The 22,524-nt window shown below is 73.6% G+C and carries 19 protein-coding genes; 9 read left to right on the plus strand and 10 right to left on the minus strand.

The features are described from left to right. Positions 1-32 precede the first annotated feature (32 nt). The 7 genes from ACFXMG_RS09530 to ACFXMG_RS09560 form a co-directional block, all read right to left on the minus strand. A complete protein-coding gene (locus ACFXMG_RS09530) occupies positions 33-884 on the minus strand; it encodes an HpcH/HpaI aldolase/citrate lyase family protein (protein ID WP_383822346.1) in 852 nt (283 codons plus the stop codon). Continuing rightward, on the minus strand, positions 881-2,104 hold the full coding sequence (locus tag ACFXMG_RS09535) for a CaiB/BaiF CoA transferase family protein (RefSeq protein WP_383822344.1): 1,224 nt from the start codon (positions 2,102-2,104) through the stop codon (positions 881-883). The genes ACFXMG_RS09530 and ACFXMG_RS09535 overlap by 4 nt, the downstream gene beginning before the upstream one ends. Beyond that, positions 2,101-3,021, minus strand: a complete 921-nt coding sequence (gene rbsK / locus ACFXMG_RS09540; protein ID WP_383822341.1) for a ribokinase — start codon at positions 3,019-3,021, stop codon at positions 2,101-2,103. Before rbsK ends, ACFXMG_RS09535 begins: the two co-directional genes overlap by 4 nt. After that, positions 3,018-4,475 carry an ADP-ribosylglycohydrolase family protein gene (locus ACFXMG_RS09545; protein ID WP_383822339.1) on the minus strand — a complete coding sequence of 486 codons (1,458 nt, stop codon included), beginning with the start codon at positions 4,473-4,475 and terminating at the stop codon, positions 3,018-3,020. Before ACFXMG_RS09545 ends, rbsK begins: the two co-directional genes overlap by 4 nt. Beyond that, entirely contained in the window at positions 4,472-5,623 is a 1,152-nt protein-coding gene (locus tag ACFXMG_RS09550; RefSeq protein WP_383822336.1) for an ADP-ribosylglycohydrolase family protein, read from the minus strand. The genes ACFXMG_RS09545 and ACFXMG_RS09550 overlap by 4 nt, the downstream gene beginning before the upstream one ends. Continuing rightward, entirely contained in the window at positions 5,604-6,857 is a 1,254-nt protein-coding gene (locus ACFXMG_RS09555) for an ADP-ribosylglycohydrolase family protein (protein WP_384338751.1), read from the minus strand. Before ACFXMG_RS09555 ends, ACFXMG_RS09550 begins: the two co-directional genes overlap by 20 nt. A 197-nt stretch (positions 6,858-7,054) precedes the next feature. After that, the gene (locus ACFXMG_RS09560) at positions 7,055-8,047 is read right to left on the minus strand and encodes an ADP-ribosylglycohydrolase family protein (RefSeq protein WP_383819430.1); all 993 of its coding nucleotides are present in this window, start codon (positions 8,045-8,047) and stop codon (positions 7,055-7,057) included. Between the two features lie 281 nt (positions 8,048-8,328). Here ACFXMG_RS09560 and ACFXMG_RS09565 point away from each other — a divergent pair, with 281 nt between their 5' ends. From ACFXMG_RS09565 to ACFXMG_RS09575, 3 genes are all read left to right on the plus strand, one after another. Continuing rightward, on the plus strand, positions 8,329-9,057 hold the full coding sequence (locus ACFXMG_RS09565; protein WP_383819429.1) for a VIT1/CCC1 transporter family protein: 729 nt from the start codon (positions 8,329-8,331) through the stop codon (positions 9,055-9,057). Positions 9,058-9,606: 549 nt separating this feature from the next. Further along, a complete protein-coding gene (gene gltB / locus ACFXMG_RS09570; protein ID WP_383819427.1) occupies positions 9,607-14,178 on the plus strand; it encodes a glutamate synthase large subunit in 4,572 nt (1,523 codons plus the stop codon). After that, a complete protein-coding gene (locus ACFXMG_RS09575; protein WP_383819426.1) occupies positions 14,171-15,631 on the plus strand; it encodes a glutamate synthase subunit beta in 1,461 nt (486 codons plus the stop codon). The genes gltB and ACFXMG_RS09575 overlap by 8 nt, the downstream gene beginning before the upstream one ends. Before the next feature lie 163 nt (positions 15,632-15,794). On the opposite strand, the gene ACFXMG_RS09580 is transcribed toward ACFXMG_RS09575, so the two are convergent. Further along, positions 15,795-16,922 carry an LLM class flavin-dependent oxidoreductase gene (locus tag ACFXMG_RS09580; protein WP_383819424.1) on the minus strand — a complete coding sequence of 376 codons (1,128 nt, stop codon included), beginning with the start codon at positions 16,920-16,922 and terminating at the stop codon, positions 15,795-15,797. Between the two features lie 179 nt (positions 16,923-17,101). On the opposite strand from ACFXMG_RS09580, the gene ACFXMG_RS09585 reads away from it, so the two are divergent. Further along, positions 17,102-17,722, plus strand: a complete 621-nt coding sequence (locus ACFXMG_RS09585; RefSeq protein ID WP_383819423.1) for a PadR family transcriptional regulator — start codon at positions 17,102-17,104, stop codon at positions 17,720-17,722. A 1-nt stretch (position 17,723) separates the two neighbouring features. Then, positions 17,724-18,446 carry a VWA domain-containing protein gene (locus tag ACFXMG_RS09590; protein ID WP_383819422.1) on the plus strand — a complete coding sequence of 241 codons (723 nt, stop codon included), beginning with the start codon at positions 17,724-17,726 and terminating at the stop codon, positions 18,444-18,446. Here the strand turns inward: ACFXMG_RS09590 and ACFXMG_RS09595 are convergent. Continuing rightward, a complete protein-coding gene (locus ACFXMG_RS09595; protein WP_383819420.1) occupies positions 18,441-19,334 on the minus strand; it encodes an aldo/keto reductase in 894 nt (297 codons plus the stop codon). The two genes, ACFXMG_RS09590 and ACFXMG_RS09595, sit on opposite strands and share 6 nt — an antisense overlap. Before the next feature lie 70 nt (positions 19,335-19,404). On the opposite strand from ACFXMG_RS09595, the gene ACFXMG_RS09600 reads away from it, so the two are divergent. The 4 genes from ACFXMG_RS09600 to ACFXMG_RS09615 all read left to right on the plus strand — a co-directional run bounded on the left by ACFXMG_RS09600 (position 19,405) and on the right by ACFXMG_RS09615 (position 21,464). Beyond that, entirely contained in the window at positions 19,405-19,785 is a 381-nt protein-coding gene (locus ACFXMG_RS09600) for a MerR family transcriptional regulator (protein ID WP_383819419.1), read from the plus strand. A 33-nt stretch (positions 19,786-19,818) separates the two neighbouring features. After that, entirely contained in the window at positions 19,819-20,208 is a 390-nt protein-coding gene (locus ACFXMG_RS09605) for a VOC family protein (RefSeq protein WP_383819418.1), read from the plus strand. 94 nt (positions 20,209-20,302) lie between these two features. Then, positions 20,303-20,824, plus strand: coding sequence for a pyridoxamine 5'-phosphate oxidase family protein (locus ACFXMG_RS09610; RefSeq protein ID WP_383819417.1), 522 nt, complete (start codon positions 20,303-20,305; stop codon positions 20,822-20,824). A 22-nt stretch (positions 20,825-20,846) separates the two neighbouring features. Further along, on the plus strand, positions 20,847-21,464 hold the full coding sequence (locus ACFXMG_RS09615; RefSeq protein ID WP_383819415.1) for a TetR/AcrR family transcriptional regulator: 618 nt from the start codon (positions 20,847-20,849) through the stop codon (positions 21,462-21,464). A 100-nt stretch (positions 21,465-21,564) separates the two neighbouring features. On the opposite strand, the gene ACFXMG_RS09620 is transcribed toward ACFXMG_RS09615, so the two are convergent. Then, positions 21,565-22,455 carry a tyrosine-protein phosphatase gene (locus tag ACFXMG_RS09620; protein WP_383819413.1) on the minus strand — a complete coding sequence of 297 codons (891 nt, stop codon included), beginning with the start codon at positions 22,453-22,455 and terminating at the stop codon, positions 21,565-21,567. Between the last annotated feature and the right edge of the window lie 69 nt (positions 22,456-22,524).

Here is a 22,524-nt window from a genome sequence, read left to right on the forward strand (position 1 = left end):
CGCGGCGGCCCTCGCGCGTGCCCGGGTACGGGTCAGCCGGCGCGGTCCGCGAGGGCGAGGACCCGGTGGGCGCCCGCCACCACCGCCGCGTCCACGAACCGGCCGTCCGCCAGGGCCAGCGCGCCCCGGTCGGTCCCGGCCGCCGCCACCACCGCGCGGGCCGCGTCCACCTCCTGCGGGGTCGGGAGGTAGACCCGCTCGATCACCGGGAGCTGCCGGGGGTGGATGGCCGCCCGGCCGAGGAAGCCGAGGGCCCGGCCCCGGGCGCAGCCGGCGGCGAGCGCGTCGAGGTCGCCGATGTCGGGGTGGACCGACTGCACCGGCGGCGGCAGCGCGGCCGCCCGGGCGGCGACCACGATCCGGCTGCGCGGCCAGTCGAGCCCGCTGTCCTCCCGTACCCCCAGATCGGCGCGGAGGTCGGCCTCGCCGAGGGAGAGGCCGCGGACGGCCGGATGGGCGGTGGCGATGGCGTACGCCTGCTCCACGGCCAGCGCGTTCTCCAGGAGCGGGTAGAGCGGGAGGCCCGGGGCGAGCTCGCTGATCCGGTGGATGTCAGAGGCGTGTGTCACCTTGGGGACACGGAGACCGCCGAGGCCGGGGAGGGAGGCCAGGACGGGGATGTCGCGCGGGGTGTGGATGCGGACGTGCACCGGGACCGGGTGCGGGTCGGAGAGCAGTTCGACGGTGGCGGAGAGGGCGTACGCCTTGCGGTCCGGGGCGACCGCGTCCTCCAGGTCCACGATGACCACGTCGGCGCCGGAGACGAGCGCCTTGCGGACCACGTCGGGCCGGTCGCCGGGGGCGTACAGCCAGGTGAGAGGGGGACGGCGGGCGTGGCGGCGGCCGGTCACGGCGCCGGGGACGTTCGCGCCGGGGATGCTCATACCGCCCCCCGCGCGCGCAGGGCGCTGATCTCGGCCGGGGCGAAGCCGGCGGCCGTGAGGACCTCGTCGGTGTCGGCGCCGTGCGGGCGGCCGGCCCAGCGGATGCCGCCCGGGGTGTCGGAGAGCCGGAAGAGGACGTTCTGCATGCGGATCGGGCCCAGCTCCGGGTCCGGGACCTCGGTGACCGTGCCGAGCGCCTGGTACTGGGGGTCGGCGAGGACGTCGCGGATGTCGTAGACCGGGGCGATCGCCGCCTCCGCCTTCTCGAACGCGGCCATGGCGTCGTCGCGGGTGTGCCGGGCGATCCAGGAGCCGACCGCCTCGTCGAGGACGTCGGCGTGCGCGGCGCGGCCCGCGCCGTCGGCGAACCACGGCTCGTCGATCAGCTCGGGGCGGCCGACCAGGCGCAGGACCCGCTCGGCGATGGACTGCGCCGAGGTGGAGACGGCCACCCAGGAGCCGTCGGAGGTCCGGTAGGTGTTGCGGGGGGCGTTGTTGCGGGAGCGGTTGCCGGTGCGCGGCTGGACGTAGCCGAGCTGGTCGTACCAGAGGGGGTGGGGGCCGATGACGGAGAGCATCGGTTCGATGATGGCCATGTCGACGACCTGGCCCTGGCCGGTGGTCGTCCTCGCGGTGAGCGCGGTCATCACCGCGTACGCGGTGGCGAGGGCGGCGATCGAGTCGGCGAGGCCGAAGGGGGGCAGGGTCGGCGGGCCGTCCGGCTCGCCGGTGATCGCGGCGAAGCCGCTCATGGCCTCGGCGAGGGTGCCGAAGCCGGGGCGGTGGGCGTACGGGCCGAACTGGCCGAAGCCGGTGACCCGGGTCAGCACCAGGCGGGGGTTGACCGTGGACAGCTCCTCCCAGCCCAGACCCCAGCGTTCCAGGGTGCCGGGGCGGAAGTTCTCCACGATCACGTCGGCGTCGGCGGCCAGCCGGAGCAGGGCGTCCCGGCCGCCGGAGGTGGAGAGATCGAGGGTGATGGTCCGCTTGTTGCGGCCGAGGACCTTCCACCACAGGCCGACCCCGTCCTTGGCGGGGCCGTGGCCCCGGGAGGGGTCCGGCTTGCGGGGGTGCTCGACCTTGACGACGTCGGCGCCGAAGTCGCCGAGCATCGTGGCGGCCAGCGGCCCGGCGAAGAGCGTCGCCAGATCGAGGACGCGCAGCCCGTGGAGCGGAGGGAGCGGCGGGGCGGGCGTGGTGGTCGGGGGCGGGGTGGTCATGTGGGATCGGCCTCCAGGGACTCGGGGGTGCCGAGGGCCGCTTCGATCTCGGCGCGGTACGGCATCGAGGTCGAGGCGCCCTCGCGCCGGACGGAGATCGCGGCGGCCGTGCCCGCCCAGGCCAGGGCCGCCGGCATGGGACGGCCCTCGCCGAGGGCGACCGCGAGGGCGCCGACGAAGGTGTCGCCGGCCGCCGTGGTGTCGACGGCCCGCACCCGGGGGGCGGGCACGGTGAGCAGGTCCGCGCCGCGCGCCGCGTAGAGGCAGCCGGCCGCGCCGAGGGTGACGACCACCTCGGGGACGGCTTCGAGGAGGGCGAGCGCGGCGGCGTGCGGGTCGGCGCGGCCGGTGAGCGCGGTCGCCTCGTGCTCGTTGGGCACCAACAGGTCGGTGGCGTCGAAGAGTTCGGGCGGGAGGGGCTGGGCGGGGGCCGGGGTGAGGACGGTGCGCACCCCGCGCCTGCGGGCGTGCTCCGCGCCCTCGACGACGACGGAGAGGGGGAGTTCGAGCTGGAGGAGGAGCAGGTCGGCGCCGGCGATCAGGGCCTCGTCGCCGGAGGTGAGGTGGGTGACGGTGCCGTTGGCGCCGGGGACCACGACGATCGCGTTGCCGCCCTCGTCGTCCACGACGATGTGCGCGGTGCCGGAGGAGCCGTCGACGGTGCGCATCAGGTCGGTGTCGACGGAGCAGTGCTCCAGGACGTCGCGGAGGCGGTGGCCGAAGTCGTCGGCGCCGACCGCGCCGATCATGGCGACCTCGCCGCCCGCGCGGGCGGCGGCGACCGCCTGGTTGGCGCCCTTGCCGCCGGGGATCGTGCGGAAGGCGCGGCCGGTGACGGTCTCGCCGCGGGCCGGGGCCTTCGCCACGTAGGCCACGAGGTCCATGTTGGTGCTCCCGAGTACCACGATGCTGGTCATGGGCGTACGGCCTCCAGGTGGGTCAGGTCGGCGAGGGTGTCGAAGCCGATGCCGTCGAAGGACGGCACCGAGGTCGCGAGGCGGTTCTTCAGGGGCGAGGTCCAGCGGTCGGGGAGCCGGTCCGGGTGGCCGGCGAGGAGACCGGCGACCGAGCCGGCGGTGGCGCCGTTGGAGTCGGTGTCCCAGCCGCCGGAGACGGCCGCGCAGACGGAGCGGGTGAAGTCGCCGCCGGCGTGGGTGAGGGCGGCGGCGAGCAACGCGGTGTTCGGCACGGCATGGACCCAGTGGTACCCGCCGTACCGGGCGTGCAGCCGGTCGACGAGCGTGTCGAGGTCGGGGGTGGCGCGGGCGGTGGTGATGCCGTACCGGACGGCCTCGGCGAGCCGGGAGCGGGGCGGGACGACGGAGAGGCCGGCGGCCAGCGCCCGGTGGACGTCGGCGGTGCCGCCCGCGGCGGCGGCCACGGTCGCGGCGACGAACATCGCGCCGTGGACGCCGTTCCCGGTGTGGCTGAGGACGGCGTCGCGGTGGGCCTGGGCGGCGGCCGCGGCCGGGTCGCCGGGGTGGGTCCAGCCGTGGACGTCGGCCCGGATCTGGGCGCCGATCCACTCCCGGAAGGGGTTGCGGCGGGCGGCGGTCAGCGGGGGTTCGACGCCGTCCAGGAGGTTGCGGTAGGCGATCCGCTCGGCGGTGAAGGCGCGGCCGGCGGGGAGTTCGTCCAGCCAGAGGCGGGCCACGTCGGCGGTGGTGAAGCCGCGGCCGTGGCGGCGGAGGAGGAGCAGGGCGAGGAGGGGGTAGTTGAGGTCGTCGTCCTCGGGCATCCCGTCGATGGTCTCGGCGAGCGAGGTGGCGGCGGAGCGGCGGTTCCAGGGGTGGGCGGCGAGCAGCGGCTCCGGTACTCCGCGCGCGGTGAACCAGTCGTCGAGCGGCCAGTTCCCGGCGGCCCGGGCGAGCGCCCGGATCGCGTCGAGCGGCAGCTTCTCGACGGGCTTCCCGAGCAGGCAGCCGGCGGCCCGGCCGAGCCAGGCGGCGTGCAGCCGGTCGCGGAGGGCGGGGTCACGGGTGGGGTCGCCGGTGGGATCGCCGGTGGGGGTGCGGTGCGGTGTGGCGACGGGTGGGGCGGGCCAGTCGGGGCAGGCGGCGACGATCGCGTCGAGCGCGGTGGGCTCGTCGGCGGCGAGCGGGGAGGGGAGGGCGGCGAGCGCGTCGAGCAGTTCCTCGGCGAGCGGCCGGAGTTCGGGCCGGGCCCCGGGCGAGGCGCCGGCCAGGGGCGGTGCGGGGTGCCCGCCGGCCGCGTACCAGCGCTCCGCGATGCCCCCGGTGTCCCGTCCGTCCTCGGCGGCCTGCCGCAGCTCGTGCCCGACGAGGTCCTCGGGCTGCACCCAGGTGAGGCGCACGGCGTCGGGCGCGTCCCGGCCGGGGCGCGGGGTGGGGTGGGGGGTGGGGTGGGTCACCGGGGCGCGTCCGTCAGGGCGGCGCGGGCCGACTCGTGGGCGCGGCGGCGGGCGGTGTCGCGGGCGAAGACCTCGTGGGCGACGGCGGTGAGGGCCGCCGCCGGGGCGTGCAGGTCGAGGCGGCTGGCCTCCGCGACCTGCTTCGCCCAGTCCGCGGGGACCGCCGCCTCGCCGTGCAGGGCTCCGGCGATGGCGCCCGCCATGGTGGCGATGGAGTCGCAGTCGCGGCCGTAGTTGACCGTGCCGAGGACCGTACGGCGGTAGTCGCCCTCGCCGACCAGGAGCATGCCGAGGGCGATCGGCAGCTCCTCGATGGCGTGGAGACGGGAGGGGCGGCGGGCGTCGAGACCGGGGTCGCGGTAGTCGGGGCCGACGGAGTCGTACGGGGCGACCGCCCGGCGCAGCGGGGCCAGGGCGGACTCGAAGTCGCGGTGCAGGCAGGCGACTTCGGCGACCGCCTCGATCGCGGCGCGGGTGCCGTCCTTGGCGAGGGCGAGGGCGGTGTCGACGACGGTGCGCGGGGTGGCGCCGGGGACGCAGGCCGCCGCGACGGCCGCCGCGAAGACGCCGGCGGCCTCGCGGCCGTACGAGGACTGGTGGGCGCCCGCGACGTCGAGGGCCTCGGCGTAGGCGCCGTGCGGGTCGGCGGCGTTCACCAGGCCGACCGGGGCCATGTACATCGCGGCGCCGCAGTTGACGATGTTTCCGGCGCCGGCCTCGCGCGGGTCGTTGTGGCCGTAGTGGAGGCGGGCGACGAGCCACTTCTCGGCGAGGAAGATCCGCTGGAGGGGGAGGGCCTCCGCCTCCAGCTCGGGGATCCACACGGGGGTGCCCATGAGTTCGGGGACGAGGTGGTCGGCGACCGCGTACGCGTCGAGGTGGTCGCGTACCTTCTCGTACACCCGGATCAGGGCGTGGGTCATCAAAGTGTCGTCGGTGACGTGTCCGTCGCCCTTGTGGTACGGGGCGATGGGGCGGGCGGTGCGCCAGGAGTCGCCGTTCCAGGGGCCGACGATGCCGGTGACGCGGCCGCCGTGGCGCTCGGCGATCTGCTCGGGGGTGTACCCCTCCACGGGGCCGCCGAGGGCGTCGCCCACGGCGGCACCGAGGAGACTTCCGGTGATCCGGTCATCCAGTGTGGGTGTCATGTCTGAATTGTCCACCTGGGGGTGCCGGTTCCGTGGCTCCCAGGAGCCCGGCGAGTTCCACCAGGTCCGTGCCGGCGAGGCGGGGGAGCGCGCAGCCGGAGAGCGTCCGGCAGGCGTCCCGCCAGCTCGCCGGGACGGAACGGCCGCCGCCCAGCGCGCCGGTGAGCGCGCCGGCGAGGGCGGGCGCGGAGTCGGCGACCCGGGAGAGGCAGGCCGCCGCCGGGACCGCGGCCGTCATCGCGCCGCGCGCGGCGACGGTCAGGGCGAGCGCGACGGGGACGGTCTCGGCGGCGGCGATGCCGTAGCTGTAGACGTGGTCGACGATCTGGTGCTCCAGGAGGGGGACCAGGGCGAAGGCGGAGTCGGCGGTACGGGCCAGCTTCACGGCGTGGCGGGCGTTGCGGCCGATCTCGGTGGCGGGCGGGAGTTCGGCGAGGGCGGCGTCGACGGCGGTGCCGGGGTCCGCGCCGGCGAGGGCCGCGGCGACCGCCGCCGCGGTGGCGCGGGCGCCGTGGACGCCGTCGCCGTCCTGGGTGTACCGGGCGTCGAACTCGGCGAGTTCGGCGGCGGCGCGCGGGTCGCCGGGGTGGACGACCGCGAGGACGGCGGCGCGGACGCAGGCGGCGTCGTCGAAGTAGTGGGGGTTGTCGTGGCCGGTCGCGGGCGGGCGCAGACCGGTCGCGAGGTTGCCGAGGCCGGCGCGGACGGAGATGCGGGCGCGGAGGGGGAGGACGGCGGACTCGATCTCGGGGGCGCGGTCGGCGGCGGCGGCGACCTGGCCCGCGAGGTGGTTCCAGGCGAGGTCGACGGCGGCGCGGAGGCGGCGCTCGTCGGGGAAGCGGGCGAAGAGGGGGCCGGTCGAGGCGAGGATCGCCTCGGCGGTGAAGGCGGCCCACTCGGCGTCGTCGGAGGGGCCGAGGCGGAGGGGCTCGGGGGGCTGGTTGAGGGCGATGGGGACGGGGAGGGTGGTCGTCGCGTTCTGCTCGGCGAAGGTGTCGAGTTCGCGGGTGAGGCGGCGGGTCCATTCGGGCATGCGGGCGGCGCGGTGCCGTGCGGCGGGCCAGCCGGCGGCGTCGCCTGCGGCGAGGCCCAGGAGGAGGCCCTCGATCTTGTCGCGCTCCGCGCGGGCCTGGGTGGCGGGCCTGGGGGTCTCCTGGGCGGGGGCCCGGGTTGCGGTGCCCGGCATCGGGGGCGGGTCCGGCGGGGCGGGGGTCGCCGGGGCGGTGCCCGGCATCGGGGGCTGTGCCCACCCGTTCCGCCCTGCGGAACGCCTGCCCACAGCGGGGGCAGGGGGTGGGGCGGGGGTGGCGGGGGCAGCCGGGACGGCTGAGGTGGCGGGGGTGGCGGGGGCAGCCGGGACGGCTGGGGTGGCGGGGGCTGCCGGGGTGGCTGGGGTTGTGGGGGTGGTGGGGACGGGTGGGGTGGGGGGCATCAGGGGGTTTCCTGTTCGGTGAGGAGGTCGGCGATGTCCTGGACGTGGTAGCCGCGCATGGTGGGGAGGCAGCTGCCGGTCACGGGGGTGATGGCGGAGGCCCACTCCCCGGGGATCGCGTCGACTCCGCCGGCCGCGCCCGCGAGCGCGCCCGCCACCGCGGCGGTGGTGTCCGCGTCGCGGCCCATGTTCACGGCCGTCAGGACCGCCGTGCGGAAGTCGCCGCGGGCCGCCGCGAAGGCGCCGAAGGCGAGGCCGACCGCTTCCGGGGCCAGGTCGGTCCAGGGGTAGCCGCCGATGACGACCGCCGAGCGGACCTGGCGTTCGCGGGTGAGCGGGTCCGGCTGGACGCGCTGCGCCGCGACCACCGCGCGGCGCAGCGAGCGGGCCGTCCAGGAGTCCATCGGGATGACGGAGAGGGCCGCCGCGATGACGGACGTGACCGTGGCGCCCGACATGGCCGCCGCGACGCCCGCGGCCACCGCCTGCCCGCCGTAGATGCCCTCGCCCTCGTGGCTGACGCTGCCGTCGATGGCGACGAGCCGGGCCGCCTCCGCCGGGCGTCCGGCCGCGAAGACGCCGAAGGGCGCGGCCCGCATGGCCAGTCCGTCCGACCACGCGTGCCGGTGCTGCGCGGAGATCGGCGCCGCCAGACCGCGCCGGAGGTTCTCCAGGGTGCCGCGCTCGGAGAAGCCGGCGCCGCGGAAGGGGCCCTCGTCGAGATCGGCGATCCAGTGGTGCCACGCCCGCTCGACGTGGGCGACGGTGAGGGCCGAGCCGTGCCGGGCGAGGAGCAGCGCGGAGAAGATCGCGTACTCGGTGTCGTCGGTGCCCGCCGGACGGTCCGTCAGGAAGCCCTCGATCCGGCCCCAGCGGCGGCGGATCTCCGAGGGCTTCATGTTCTCGGCGGGGGCGCCCAGCGCGTCGCCGACGGCCAGACCGAGGAGCGCCCCTCTCGCCCGGTCTCGTGTCTCGCATGCCGTGGTCACCATGGCGCGGCCCCTTTCCTCGACGCGGTCCGCACCTCTTCGGCGGTACCCCTTCGCCTGGATCTGTGCCACGAGGGGCGGACGACTCGCGGGTGAGCGGCTTCTGTCACCCGTCTGTCAGTGGGACGCGTGAGTTTGATGGGGCGTCAAGGAAGGGTCACCACACTGAGGCGGGCCTTACTAAGTACGGCCTGCCTTGCTGGCGCGCCCCTTACATCGAGCGTATTTTCGAGGGTGTTGGGGGCGGCGGGTGCGACCCGGCCCGCCGGAACGAGGGGAGAACCATGTCCATCATCGAGGCCCAGGCACCACTGCACGAGGCGCACCGCGACAACCACACCCACCGTGACGTGAACGGCGGTTGGCTGCGGCCCGCGGTCTTCGGGGCGATGGACGGGCTCGTCTCCAACCTGGCCCTGATGACCGGCGTCGCCGGCGGCGCGGTCTCCTCGGGGACCATCGTCGTCACCGGTCTCGCCGGACTCGCGGCGGGCGCCTTCTCCATGGCGGCCGGCGAGTACACCTCCGTCGCCTCGCAGCGCGAGCTCGTCCAGGCGGAACTGGACGTCGAGCGCCGACAGTTGCGCAAGCACCCGGTCGACGAGATGGAGGAGCTCGCCGCCCTCTACGTCTCCCGGGGCGTGGAGCCCGCGCTCGCCCGCGAGGTCGCGATGCAGCTGTCGAAGGACCCCGAGCAGGCGCTGGAGATCCACGCCCGCGAGGAGCTCGGCATCGACCCGGACGACCTGCCGTCGCCGCTCGTCGCCGCCGTCTCGTCCTTCGGCTCCTTCGCGCTCGGCGCGCTGCTGCCGCTGCTGCCGTACCTGCTCGGCGCGAGCGCGCTCTGGCCCGCTGTGCTGCTCGCCCTCGTCGGCCTCTTCGCCTGCGGCGCGCTGGTCGCCCGGGTGACCGCGCGCGGCTGGTTCTTCAGCGGCATGCGCCAGCTGGTGCTCGGCGGTGCCGCCGCGGCCGTCACGTACGGCCTCGGCATGCTCTTCGGCGCCGCGCTCTAGCCGCCCCGGAGGGGTCCGCACCCGCCCGTTCCCCCGCGAGTCCGGCGGAACGGAATCCGTACCACCGCAGAAGCCCGAGAGGATCCCACAAGGGACCTTTCGGGCTTTTCGGGGTGACTTTTCGGGACCTAAGCCGCATCCTCGCTGTGACGAATATCCCTGGTCGGAACCCTCGCGGCGGTGAGACACTATGCAGGACGCCACATATGTAGCCGGTTACCCGGCGGTTTCGAACCCGTGACCAACGGGAAAGAGGCAGAAGCGTCGTTGGGCAATGAGGCCCTTCAGTGACGGGCCGGTCCGGTTCCGTCCCCGCGGAGCAGTCACGGTGCAGTCACTGCCCCCGCACCCAGAGAGAACAGGTGAACGCGCACCACCGCTCCGTATCGGTGGTGTCCGCATGCTGGAACGCGCTATCCACTAGGCGAGAATCGCTCCATCATGTAACCTGCACGAAATTTCGCGGAGGGCCAACGTCGTCCCTCGGCAGCAGCTCCCCCAGACGTGGTCTGGGAGATGCCCCCAGCCACGACGACGACGGGAGAGCCGATGCGTTCCGACGCCTGGTCGCCCATGGACGGTCGCCCCGCCCCCCAGGGCATGTACGACCCCCGTAACGAGCACGACGCCTGCGGTGTCGGGTTCGTGGCCACCCTCACCGGTGTGGCCAGCCACGCGCTGGTCGAGCAGGCGCTGACCGTACTGCGCAATCTCGAACACCGCGGTGCCACCGGCTCCGAGCCGGACTCCGGCGACGGCGCCGGCATCCTGTTCCAGGTCCCGGACGCCTTCTTCCGCGAGGTCACCGACTTCGCGCTGCCCGAGGCCGGCGCGTACGCGGTGGGCACCGCGTTCCTCCCCGTCGACACCGCCGACGAGAGCGCCGCCGCGATCGAGGCCATCGCCGCCGACGAGGGCCTCACCGTCCTCGGCTGGCGCGAGGTCCCCGTCGCCCCCGCCCTGCTCGGCGCCACCGCCCGCTCCACCATGCCGGTCTTCCGCCAGCTCTTCGTCACCGACGCAGAGACCACCGGCATCGTGCTGGACCGCAAGGCGTTCGTGCTGCGCAAGCGCGCCGAGCGCGAGGCCGCGACGTACTTCCCGTCGCTCTCCGCCCGCACCATCGTCTACAAGGGCATGCTGACCACCGGCCAGCTGGAGCCCTTCTTCCCGGACCTGTCGGACCGGCGCCTGGCCTCCGCCATCGCCCTCGTCCACTCCCGGTTCTCCACCAACACCTTCCCGAGCTGGCCGCTCGCCCACCCGTACCGCTTCGTCGCCCACAACGGCGAGATCAACACGGTCAAGGGCAACCGCAACTGGATGACCGCCCGCGAGGCACAGCTCGCCGGCGACGTCTTCGGCCAGAGCCGCGACGGCAAGGGCCTGGACCGGATCTTCCCGATCTGCACCCCGGACGCCTCCGACTCCGCCTCCTTCGACGAGGTCCTGGAGCTGCTCCACCTCGGCGGCCGCTCGCTGCCCCACTCGGTCCTGATGATGGTTCCCGAGGCGTGGGAGAACCACGACTCCATGGACCCGGCCCGCCGCGCCTTCTACCAGTACCACTCCACGATGATGGAGCCCTGGGACGGCCCGGCCTGCGTCACCTTCACCGACGGCGTCCAGGTCGGCGCGGTCCTCGACCGCAACGGTCTGCGCCCCGGCCGCTACTGGGTCACCGACGAGGGCCTCGTCGTCCTCTCCTCCGAGGTCGGCGTCCTCGACATCGACCCCGCCAAGGTCGTCCGCAAGGGCCGCCTCCAGCCCGGCAAGATGTTCCTCGTCGACACCGCCGAGCACCGCATCGTCGAGGACGACGAGATCAAGGCCGGCCTCGCCGCCGAGCAGCCGTACGCGGAGTGGCTGGAGACCGGCGAGATCGAGCTCTCCGACCTCCCCGAGCGCGAGCACATCGTGCACACCCACGCCTCGGTCACCCGCCGCCAGCAGACCTTCGGCTACACCGAGGAAGAGCTCCGCGTCATCCTCGCCCCGATGGCCCGCACCGGCCTGGAGCCGATCGGCTCCATGGGCACCGACTCGCCGATCGCGGCCCTCTCCGAGCGCCCCCGGCTGCTCTTCGACTACTTCACCCAGCTGTTCGCGCAGGTCACCAACCCGCCGCTGGACGCCATCCGTGAAGAGCTCGTCACCTCGCTGCTCTCCTCCCTCGGTCCCCAGGGCAACCTGCTCGACCCGACCGCGGCCTCCTGCCGCAGCGTCACCCTGCCCTTCCCGGTGATCGACAACGACGAGCTCGCCAAGCTCATCCACATCAACCACGACGGCGACATGCCGGGCATGAAGGCCGCCACGCTCTCCGGCCTCTACCGGGTCTCCGGCGGCGGCGAGGCCCTCGCCGCCCGCATCGAGGCCATCTGCGCCGAGGCCGACGCGGCCATCGAGGGCGGCGCCCGCCTGATCGTCCTCTCCGACCGGCACTCCGACGCCGAGCACGCGCCGATCCCGTCGCTGCTGCTCACCGCCGCCGTCCACCACCACCTCATCCGCACCAAGCAGCGCACCATGGTGGGTCTGCTGGTCGAGGCCGGTGACGTCCGCGAGGTCCACCACGTCGCCCTGCTCATCGGCTACGGCGCCGCGGCGGTCAACCCGTACCTCGCCATGGAGTCCGTCGAGGACCTGCTCCGCGCCGGCACCTTCCTCAGCGACATCGAGCCCGAGCAGGCCATCCGCAACCTGATCTACGCCCTCGGCAAGGGCGTCCTCAAGGTCATGTCGAAGATGGGCATCTCCACCGTCGCCTCCTACCGCGGCGCCCAGGTCTTCGAGGCCGTCGGCCTCGAAGCGGCCTTCGTCGGCCGGTACTTCAACGGCACCGCCACCAAGATCGGCGGCGCCGGCCTGGACGTCGTCGCCAAGGAGGTCGCGGCCCGCCACGCCAAGGCGTACCCGGCCACCGGCATCGCCTCCGCGCACCGCGCGCTGGAGATCGGCGGCGAGTACCAGTGGCGCCGCGAGGGCGAGCCGCACCTCTTCGACCCGGAGACCGTCTTCCGCCTCCAGCACGCCACGCGGAACAAGCGGTACGACATCTTCAAGCAGTACACGGACCGGGTGAACGAGCAGTCCGAGCGCCTGATGACGCTCCGCGGCCTGTTCGGCTTCTCCTCCGACCGCCCGTCGATCTCCGTCGACGAGGTCGAGCCGGTCTCCGAGATCGTCAAGCGCTTCTCCACCGGCGCCATGTCGTACGGCTCCATCTCCCAGGAGGCGCACGAGACCCTCGCCATCGCCATGAACCAGCTCGGCGGCAAGTCGAACACCGGTGAGGGCGGCGAGGACCCGGACCGCCTGTACGACCCGGCGCGCCGCTCCGCGATCAAGCAGGTCGCCTCCGGCCGCTTCGGCGTCACCTCCGAGTACCTGGTCAACGCCGACGACATCCAGATCAAGATGGCCCAGGGCGCCAAGCCCGGCGAGGGCGGCCAGCTGCCCGGCCACAAGGTCTACCCGTGGGTCGCCAGGACGCGTCACTCGACGCCCGGCGTCGGCCTCATCTCGCCGCCGCCGCACCACGACATCTACTCCATCGAGGATCTGGCCCAGCTGATCCACGACCTCAAGAACGCCAACCCGTCGGCCCGCATCCACGTGAAGCTGGTCTCCGAGGTCGGCGTCGGCACGGTCGCGGCCGGCGTGTCCAAGGCCCACGCGGACGTCGTCCTCATCTCCGGCCACGACGGCGGCACCGGCGCCTCCCCGCTGACCTCGCTCAAGCACGCGGGCGGCCCCTGGGAGCTCGGCCTCGCCGAGACCCAGCAGACGCTGCTGCTCAACGGCCTGCGCGACCGGATCGTCGTCCAGACCGACGGCCAGCTGAAGACCGGCCGCGACGTCGTCATCGCCGCGCTGCTCGGCGCCGAGGAGTTCGGTTTCGCGACCGCGCCGCTCGTCGTCTCCGGCTGCGTCATGATGCGCGTCTGTCACCTCGACACCTGCCCGGTCGGCATCGCCACCCAGAACCCGGTCCTCCGCGACCGCTTCTCCGGCAAGGCCGAGTACGTCGTCAACTTCTTCGAGTTCATCGCGCAGGAGGTCCGCGAGCTCCTCGCCGAGCTGGGCTTCCGTACGATCGAGGAGGCCGTCGGCCACGCCGAGCTGCTCGACACCAGCCGCGCCGTCACCCACTGGAAGGCGCAGGGCCTGGAGCTGGAGCCGCTCTTCCACGTGCCCGAGCTCGCCGAGGGCGCGGTCCGCCACGCCCAGATCGAGCAGGACCACGGCCTGGAGAAGGCGCTCGACAACGAGCTGATCCAGCTCGCCGCCGAGGCGCTGAACGCCGCCTCCGCCGAGGAGGCCCAGCCGGTCCGCGCCCAGATCGCGATCCGCAACATCAACCGCACGGTCGGCACCATGCTCGGCCACGAGGTGACGAAGAAGTTCGGCGGCGCCGGCCTCCCGGCCGACACCATCGACCTCACCTTCACCGGCTCCGCCGGCCAGTCCTTCGGCGCCTTCCTGCCGGCCGGTGTCACCCTCCGCCTGGAGGGCGACGCCAACGACTACGTCGGCAAGGGCCTCTCCGGCGGCCGCGTGATCGTCCGCCCCGACCGGGGCGCCGACCACCTGGCCGAGTACTCCACCATCGCGGGCAACACCATCGCGTACGGGGCCACCGGCGGCGAGCTCTTCCTGCGCGGCCGCACCGGCGAGCGCTTCTGCGTCCGCAACTCCGGCGCCCTGGTCGTCTCCGAGGGCGTGGGCGACCACGGCTGCGAGTACATGACCGGCGGCACGGCGGTCGTCCTCGGCGAGACCGGCCGCAACTTCGCGGCGGGCATGTCCGGTGGCGTCGCGTACGTCATCGACCTCGACCGGAGCAACGTCAACTCCGGCAACCAGGGCGCGGTCGAGACCCTTTCGGAGACCGACGAGGCGTGGCTGCACGACGTCGTGCGCCGCCACCACGAGGAGACCGGCTCCACCGTGGCCGAGAAGCTCCTGGCCGACTGGGACGCGGCGGTGAGCCGCTTCAGCAAGATCATCCCGACCACGTACAAGGCAGTGCTCGCCGCCAAGGACGCCGCTGAGCTCGCCGGTCTCTCCGAGCGGGAGACCACCGAGAAGATGATGGAGGCGGCGACCCATGGCTGACCCGAAGGGCTTCCTCACCACCGGCCGCGAGGTCGCCGAGACCCGCCCCGTCGCGGAGCGCGTCCGCGACTGGAACGAGGTCTACGTCCCCGGCTCCCTGCTGCCGATCATCAGCAAGCAGGCCGGCCGCTGCATGGACTGCGGCATCCCGTTCTGCCACAACGGCTGCCCGCTCGGGAACCTGATCCCCGAGTGGAACGACTACGCCTACCGCGAGGACTGGGCGGCGGCGTCCGAGCGCCTCCACGCCACCAACAACTTCCCGGAGTTCACCGGCCGCCTGTGCCCGGCTCCGTGCGAGTCGGCGTGCGTGCTCGGCATCAACCAGCCGGCCGTCACCATCAAGAACGTCGAAGTCTCCATCATCGACAAGGCGTGGGACGCCAACGACGTCACGCCGCAGGCGCCCGAGCGCCTCTCCGGTAAGACCGTCGCCGTCATCGGCTCCGGCCCGGCGGGCCTCGCCGCCGCCCAGCAGCTGACCCGGGCCGGCCACACCGTGGTCGTGTACGAGCGCGCCGACCGCATCGGCGGCCTGCTGCGCTACGGCATCCCCGAGTTCAAGATGGAGAAGCGCCACATCAACCGCCGCATCGAGCAGATGCGCGCGGAGGGCACCAAGTTCCGCACCGGCGTCGAGGTCGGCCGCGACGTCACCGCCACCGACCTGCGCAAGCGGTTCGACGCGGTCGTGGTCGCCGCCGGCGCCACCACCGCCCGCGACCTGCCCGTGCCCGGCCGCGAGCTGGCCGGCATCCACCAGGCGATGGAGTACCTGCCGCTCGCCAACAAGGTCGTCGAGGGCGACTTCGTGGCCGCGCCGATCACCGCCGAGGGCAAGCACGTCGTCGTCATCGGCGGCGGCGACACCGGCGCCGACTGCGTCGGCACCGCCCACCGCCAGGGCGCGGCCTCCGTCACCCAGCTGGAGATCATGCCGAAGCCGGGCGAGGACCGGAACGCCAACCAGCCCTGGCCGACCTTCCCCATGCTCTACAAGGTCACCTCCGCGCACGCGGAGGGCGGCGAGCGGGTCTACTCCGTCTCCACCACCCGCTTCGAGGGCGACGCGGACGGCAACGTCCAGTTCCTCCACCTCATCGAGGTCGAGTTCGTCGACGGCAAGCTGACCCAGAAGCCGGGCACCGAGCGGAAGATCCCCGCGCAGCTGGTCACCCTCGCCATGGGCTTCACCGGCACGGACGTCGAGAACGGCCTGGTCACGCAGTTCGGCGTCGCCCTGGACGAGCGGGGCAACATCGCCCGCGACGCCGACTTCGCCACCAACGTCGACGGCGTGTACGTCGCCGGCGACGCCGGCCGCGGCCAGTCGCTGATCGTCTGGGCCATCGCCGAGGGCCGCTCCGCCGCCCGCGGAGTCGACCGCTACCTCACCGGCGCCAGCTCCCTGCCGGCCCCGATCCGCCCGACGGACCGGTCCCTGCTGGTCTGACGCGCCCCTGGATGTCCCGTACAACGACGTACGGAACTGCACGACGCCCGCCCTGTCCCCGACCAAGGACTCAGGGGTGGGCGTCGTGGTGTGTTCGCTGCGCGGTCGGTGTGTGTCGGCTACGCGGTCGGTGTGTGTCGGCTACGCGGTCGGTGTGTGTCGGCTATGAGGTCGGTGTCCGGGCCCGGAAGTGGGGGATGACCTTCTCGCCCCACTGGCGGATCGTCTCCAGGCAGACCTCCTGCGGGACCGTGCCCATCTGGATCAGGCACATCACCTCGTCGACGCCGATCCGGCGGAGCCGGTCCACGTAGGCGACCGCCGTGTCCGCGTCGCCGTAGGCGTGGTCGGTGTTGTACGTGCCCGTGTCGACCGGCCGGGCCGGGATGGCCGCCTCGTGCAGCCGGGCCACCAGCTTCTCCCGCTGCTCGGCGAGCGCCCCGGTGTGGTCCTCGTCCTCCGCGTACCCGGTGGGCGCCGGCCCGCCGCCGTACCAGTGGGCGATCGACTCGGCGAAGAAGCGCTGGCCACGGGTGCCGAGCCGCAGCGCGCGGGCCGCGTCGTCCAGGACGATCGTCGGACAGAGCGCCGAGAAGTGGTCGTTGACCTCGGTGGAGACGAACCGGGAACCGTCGCGGGCGGCGATGGCGGCGTCGTACACCTGTCGCATCGCCCGCACATCCTCGGCCCCGGAGAAGCCCATCACCAGCGCCCCGATGCCCAGTTCGGCCGCCTGCCGGAGCGAGTCGTGCTGCGAGCAGGCCATGAAGAGGGGCGGGTGCGGGGTCTGCACCGGGCGCGGCAGGACCGCGCCGGGGCCGATGTCGAGCGTGCCGTGCCACTCGAACTCCTCCTCCCGCCAGGCCGCCGCGAGGATCCGCAGCGCCTCCTCCGTCTGCGGACGGGTGTCCTCGGGACGCACCCCGAACATCCGCATCTCCTGGCGCGTCGCGCCCCGCCCGGCGCCGATGTCGACCCGGCCGCCCGAGAGGACGTCGAGCATCGCGGTCCGCTCGGCCACCCGGACCGGATGCTGGTAGCCGAAGGGCATCGTGACCACGCCGTGGCCGATGCGGAGGGTGGTGGTGCGGGCCGCCACCCAGGTCAGGAAGATCTCGGACGCGCTCATGTGCGCGTACTGGCTGAGGGAGTGGTGCTCAACCGCCCAGATCCGGTCGAAGCCCATCTCCTCGGCGAGGACGGCCTGTTCGACGCAGTCGCGGATCACCTGGTGCTCGCGGGCGGGGGTCGGGTCGACGAGCTGTGCTTCGAAGATCATGGAGAACTTCACGGGCTGCTCCTCCCGTTCGATGGCACGTATGTAGGGCTGTGTAGGGCCATGTAGGCCATGTAGGGCCATGTATGCCTAGTCGAAATACTTCTAGCAGGCATAGGGGGGAGGGGGAAGAGCCGTAGACTGCGGCCCGTGGTGGACGGGGGGACGGGGGGACGGGGGACGGGGTGGACGGGGTGGACGGCGAAGCGACCAGGGCGGGGCTTCCCGCGACGAGCTGGGCCGTGCTCGGACTGCTCTCCTTCGGGCGGGAGTTGTCCGGTTACGACCTCAAGAAGTGGGCCGACCGCTCGCTCGGACTCTTCTACTGGAGCCCTTCCTTCAGCCAGATCTACAGCGAGCTGCGCCGCCTGGAGACCGCCGGTTACGCCACCTCCCGCCTGGTCGCCCCCGAGTCCGGCAGCCGCGACAAGCGGATCTACCGCATCACCGAAGAGGGCCTGGCCGCCGTCCGCGCCTGGGCCGGAACCGCCCCCGTCGATCCCCCCGTCCTCAAGCACGGGCCGCTGCTGCGGCTCTGGCTCGGCCACCTCCTCGAACCCGACCGGGTCCGGGAGATCCTGGCCGGCCACCGCGACCGCTCCGAGACCATGCGCCGGCGCGCCGCCGCCGACGCGGCGGAGGCCGGTGCCGACGAGGCGTGGGCGTACCCGCTGCTCACCCTGACCTGGGCCGAGCGGTACTACGCGGCCGAACGCGACCTGGCGGACGCCATGCTCGCGGACATCGAGAGAGCCGAGAGAGCCGAGAAGGCCGAGAGAGCCGAGAGGGCTCAGACAGCTGAGGGGGAGCGCTGACATGGCACTGAGCCTGCGGAAGGTGGAGGAGGCCGCGCCCGCGCTGGTCAGCCTCTACAAGTCGGCGGGGGAGTCGCTGCGACGGCACGGCTTCGACGGACAGCGCGTCGCCGTCTACCTGGTGATCGACTACTCCGGCTCGATGAAGCCGTACTACAACGACGGCAGCGTCCAGGCCCTCGCCGACCGGGTCCTCGGGCTCTCCGCCCAGCTCGACGACGACGGGCGCGTGCCGGTCGTCTTCTTCTCCACCGACGTCGACGCCGAGACCGAGATCCGCCTCGACGACCACCAGGGGAGGGTGGAGCGGATCGTCGCCGGTCTCGGCCACATGGGGAAGACGAGCTACCACCTCGCCATGGACGCGGTCATCGACCACTACCTCGACAGCGGGGCGACCGCCCCCGCGCTCGTCGTCTTCCAGACCGACGGCGGCCCGATCAACCGGCTCGCCGCCGAGCGGTACGTCTGCAAGGCGGCCCGGCTGCCGCTCTTCTGGCAGTTCGTCGGCTTCGGCGACCCCGGCAGCAAGCAGTTCGACTTCCTGCGCCGGCTCGACGAACTCGCCGTCCCCGAGCGGCGGTGCGTCGACAACTCCGGCTTCTTCCACGCCGGGAGGGAGCCCGGCCGGGTCGCGGACGCGGAGCTGTACGACCGGCTGGTCGCCGAGTTCCCCCGCTGGCTCACCGCCGCCCGCGCCCAGGGCATCGTCACCACCTCATGAGGCCGAGAGCCGGGCGAACTGCTCGTCCGTGAGCCGGACGTCCAGCGCGCCCAGGTTCTCCCGCAGATGGCGTTCGGAGGAGGTCCCGGGGATCGGCAGGACGTGCGGCGCCCGGTGCAGCAGCCAGGCCAGCGCCGTCTGCGACGGGGTGGCGCCGATCTCGCGGGCGACCTCCGCGACCGGCCCGTCCGGACGCGCGTGCCCGCCCATCGCGATCGGGAAGAAGGGGACGAAGGCGATCCCGCGCCCCGCGGTGTGCTCCAGGACCGCCTCGTGGTCGCGGGCCTCCAGGTTGTACAGGTTCTGCACCGCCGCGATCGGGGCCACCGCCTCGGCCTCCTCCAGCTGGGCCACGGTCACCTCGGAGAGCCCGATGTGCCGTACCTTCCCCTCCTCCTGGAGCCGCCGCAGCGCGCCGACCTGCTCGGCCACCGGCACGTTCTCGTCCAGCCGGTGCAGATGGAGGAGGTCGATCCGCTCGGTACGCAGCCGGCGCAGGCTCAGCTCGGCCTGCTGGCGCAGATAGGCGGGGTGGCCCAGCGGCACCCACTCGGTGGGGGAGGGGCGCACGACGCCCACCTTGGTCGCGACGGCGACCTCGTCCCCGTACGGGGCGAGCGCCTCGGCCAGCAGCTCCTCACCGGCCCCCAGCGCGTAGGCGTCGGCCGTGTCGAAGAGCGTCACCCCCGCCTCGGCGGCCGTCCGCAGCAGCCGCAGCGCCGCCGCCCGGTCCGCGGGCGCCGTCCAGATCCGCGCCTCGGGCCCGGCCGGGTCGCCGGGCCCGTCGGCGAGCCGCATGGTGCCGTACCCGATGCGGCGGACGGGGAGATCGCCACCGATCCGGAATACGGTGGCGGAGTCAGCGTTCGTGTCCGTGTTCGTTGTCATGGGGGAGACGCTAGGAGCTCACATGGATGTGAGCTTCAAGCGCGGGCCAGGGTGTTGTGAGGGGGATCACATGAAGATCGGTGAGCTGTCGAGGGAGACGGGCGTGGCCGTCCGGCTGCTCCGCTACTACGAGGAGCAGGGCCTGCTGGTCCCGGCGCGCACTCCGGGCGGTCAGCGCGTCTACGGCTCCGATGCCCCGGCCGTCGTCCGCCGCATCCGCGCCCTCCTGGGCGCCGGCCTCCCGACCCGCGTCATCGCCGAGGTCCTGGACTGCGTCTGCGGCAGCGAGTCCGAGATCGAGCCCTGCCTCAGCCCCCTCCTGGTGGCCCGGCTCGACGCGATCGACGAACAGATCCACGACCTCCAGGGCGCCCGCTCCTCCCTGGCGGCCCTGGTCGCCGCGACGGAGGGCAAGGGGCCGGCGGGCGGGCGGGGCGCCGAAATCGGATGACCGCCGCAGGGCCCCGGGTGGATCATGGGCCGTATGAGTTCTCTCGTACGCCACGTGACCATCGACTGCGCCGATGCCTACGCCCTCGCCGAGTTCTGGGCGAAGGTGCTGGACTCCAAGGTCTCCGACGACGACGCCCCCGGCGACCCCGAGGCCCTCGTCGAATCGGAAGGCGCCGGCCTCCTCTTCATCCGGGTCCCGGAGCCGAAGTCCGTCAAGAACCGCGTCCACCTGGACCTCCAGCCCCAGGACCGCACCCGCGACGAGGAGATCGCCCGCCTCCTGGCCCTGGGCGCCACCCTGGTGGCCGACCACCGCAACCCCGACGGCACGGGCTGGGCGACGATGGCCGACCCGGAGGGCAACGAGTTCTGCGTGGAACGCAGCAAGGCGGAGCGAAGGGACACCGAGGTCTCGCCCTGACCGACGGGCCCAGGGGCCACGGCGGCCCCGGCCCCCCGTGGCGTCCGGAGCAATCCGGACAGTAGGTGTCGGGTATCCGGTGTTTCCTGAAGCCATGCGAGACACCGGAACCAACGCCACCACCACCTGGGCGGCCTTCGAGGCAGCCGAGCCCGCGTTCGCCGCCACCGTGCGGGAGCGCTTCGGGCAGTTCACCCACCACGCGCTCGCGACCCTCCGGAAGGACGGCTCGCCGCGGCTCAGCGGCATCGAGGCCGACTTCCGGGGTGGTGAGCTGTGGCTCGGCATGATGCCGAACTCGCGGAAGGCGCTCGACCTGCGCCGGGACCCGCGCTTCTCGCTGCTCGCCAACCCCGGCGCGGGCACGGACATGGGCGGCGGGGACGTGCGGATCTCGGGACGGGCCGTCGAGGTGACCGACCCGGACGAGGTCGCGCGGTACGCCTCCGAGGCCGGGGCGCCGCTCCCCTTCCACCTCTTCCGGGTGGCGCCCGCCGAGGTGGTGCGGACCTGGGTGGAGGGCGAGGAGATCTGCTTCACCACCTGGCGGCCCGGCCGCGCCCCCCGCACCCTGCGCCGCGGCAACGACGACGCCCCGCCGCGCGAGGACGCGTGACGGGAGCGACGACAATGGGCGGGTGTCAGCGACCAAGAAGAAGAACCAGGTGAACGTCGCCGCGCCCGAGCGGCGCCGCGAACTCCTCGACACCGCCGCCGAGGTGTTCGCCGCCCAGGGGTACAACGCCACCACCGTCCGCAAGATCGCGGACGCCGCCGGCATGCTCGCCGGCAGCCTCTACTACCACTTCGACTCCAAGGAGTCGATGCTCGACGAGATCCTCTCGACCTTCCTCGCCGAGCTCTGGGAGGGGTACGACGCCGTCCTCGCCGCCGGTCTCGGCCCCCGGGAGACCATCGAGGCCCTCGTCACCGAGTCCTTCCGCGAGATCGACCGGCACCGCGCCGCCGTCGCCATCTACCAGAAGGAGTCCCGCCACCTCACCGACCTCCCCCGCTTCCACTACCTCGCCGACTCGCAGCGCAGGTTCGAGAAGGCGTGGCTCGGCACCCTGGAGCGCGGCGTGGCGGACGGAACCTTCCGCGCGGACCTCGACATCCGCCTCACCTACCGCTTCGTCCGCGACACCGTCTGGGTAGCCGCCTCCTGGTACCGCCCCGGCGGAGGCCACAGCCCCGAGGAGATCGCCCGCCAGTACCTCTCGATGGTCCTGGACGGCATCGCCACGGGCGCCTGACCCCGGGGCGGTACCGGGGCCGTACCGGTGTCGGTGCCGTGCGCGGTGGGGGGTGGGGGCGGTGCGGCGCGGCCCCCGCACGGGTCGCGCCGCGGCCGCTTCAGCCGACCAGTCGGTGGCGCAGGCCCGCCAGGGTGCGCGGGTCCAGGCCCAGGCCGGCCGTCACATAGCGGTACAGGGTGCCGTAGCCGGCGCGGACCTCGGCGAGGGCCGTGTCCAGGTACTCCAGGCGGACCTCCTGGAGCGGGATGATCAGGTCGGGGTTCTGCATGAGGCCCGCTTGTCGCAGGCCCTCGCGGACGCGGGCGTCGTGGGCGGCGCGGATGGTGTTGGAGGCCAGGTAGTCCTCGGTGGCGAAGCGTTCCGGCACGCCGACGAGCCGGAGGATCAGCCAGCTCGTCCAGCCGGTGCGGTCCTTGCCGGAGGTGCAGTGGTAGAGCACCGGGCCCGAGCCCGGCGCGGCGATCTCGCGCAGGGTCCGCCCGAAGGCCGCCCGGTTCGCCGGGTCGGTGACGAAGGTCCGGTACACGTCCGACATGAAGGCCGCACCCCGCCCTCCGCCGAGCATCTCCTCCTGTAGCACCGGGTCGCGCGAGCCGATCGCGGCGTGCAGCCGCCCGTAGAGGCCGTTGTCGGTGATCGGCCGGGCGACGGCCGTCACCCCGGCGGGCAGCCGGTCGGCGCCGTCGGATCCGACCTCCATCGGGATCCGGAAGTCGACGGCGCGGGCGAGCCCGAGCCCGCCGAGGGTGATCAGGTCGGCGTCGGTGAGCTTCCCGAGGTGGTCGCCGCGGAAGACGAGGCCGTGGCGGACCCGCTCGCCGTCGAGGGTCGGCCGGCCGCCCAGGTCGCGGACGTTCACCGCGCCCTGGAGCGGGATCTGGCGGATCGGGGTGGTCCGGGGCCGACGGGCGGCGGCCGGAGGGGCGACCGCGGCCAGAACGGCCCCGGCGCCGGCGGTGCTCAGCAGTACGCGTCTCGAAAGAGACATGGCTGACTTCCTTTCCACCAAACATTAGTTAGGTGACTCCGAGGGGGAAGGTAGCAGCCGGTGGGGGCC

This window comes from Streptomyces sp. NPDC059201 (assembly GCF_042754585.1).
GTDB lineage: Bacteria > Actinomycetota > Actinomycetes > Streptomycetales > Streptomycetaceae > Streptomyces.

Bases quoted from the DNA above. Each gene is read 5' to 3' on its own strand.
- ACFXMG_RS09555 (WP_384338751.1), bottom strand. From the start codon at position 6,857: ATGCCGGGCACCGCCCCGGCGACCCCCGCCCCGCCGGACCCGCCCCCG.
- ACFXMG_RS09575 (WP_383819426.1), top strand. From the start codon at position 14,171: ATGGCTGACCCGAAGGGCTTCCTCACCACCGGCCGCGAGGTCGCCGAG.
- rbsK (WP_383822341.1), bottom strand. From the start codon at position 3,021: ATGACCAGCATCGTGGTACTCGGGAGCACCAACATGGACCTCGTGGCC.
- ACFXMG_RS09595 (WP_383819420.1), bottom strand. From the start codon at position 19,334: ATGACAACGAACACGGACACGAACGCTGACTCCGCCACCGTATTCCGG.
- gltB (WP_383819427.1), top strand. From the start codon at position 9,607: ATGCGTTCCGACGCCTGGTCGCCCATGGACGGTCGCCCCGCCCCCCAG.
- ACFXMG_RS09620 (WP_383819413.1), bottom strand. From the start codon at position 22,455: ATGTCTCTTTCGAGACGCGTACTGCTGAGCACCGCCGGCGCCGGGGCC.
- ACFXMG_RS09530 (WP_383822346.1), bottom strand. From the start codon at position 884: ATGAGCATCCCCGGCGCGAACGTCCCCGGCGCCGTGACCGGCCGCCGC.
- ACFXMG_RS09590 (WP_383819422.1), top strand. From the start codon at position 17,724: ATGGCACTGAGCCTGCGGAAGGTGGAGGAGGCCGCGCCCGCGCTGGTC.
- ACFXMG_RS09550 (WP_383822336.1), bottom strand. From the start codon at position 5,623: ATGACACCCACACTGGATGACCGGATCACCGGAAGTCTCCTCGGTGCC.
- ACFXMG_RS09535 (WP_383822344.1), bottom strand. From the start codon at position 2,104: ATGACCACCCCGCCCCCGACCACCACGCCCGCCCCGCCGCTCCCTCCG.
- ACFXMG_RS09610 (WP_383819417.1), top strand. From the start codon at position 20,303: ATGCGAGACACCGGAACCAACGCCACCACCACCTGGGCGGCCTTCGAG.
- ACFXMG_RS09565 (WP_383819429.1), top strand. From the start codon at position 8,329: ATGTCCATCATCGAGGCCCAGGCACCACTGCACGAGGCGCACCGCGAC.
- ACFXMG_RS09600 (WP_383819419.1), top strand. From the start codon at position 19,405: ATGAAGATCGGTGAGCTGTCGAGGGAGACGGGCGTGGCCGTCCGGCTG.
- ACFXMG_RS09560 (WP_383819430.1), bottom strand. From the start codon at position 8,047: ATGGTGACCACGGCATGCGAGACACGAGACCGGGCGAGAGGGGCGCTC.
- ACFXMG_RS09605 (WP_383819418.1), top strand. From the start codon at position 19,819: ATGAGTTCTCTCGTACGCCACGTGACCATCGACTGCGCCGATGCCTAC.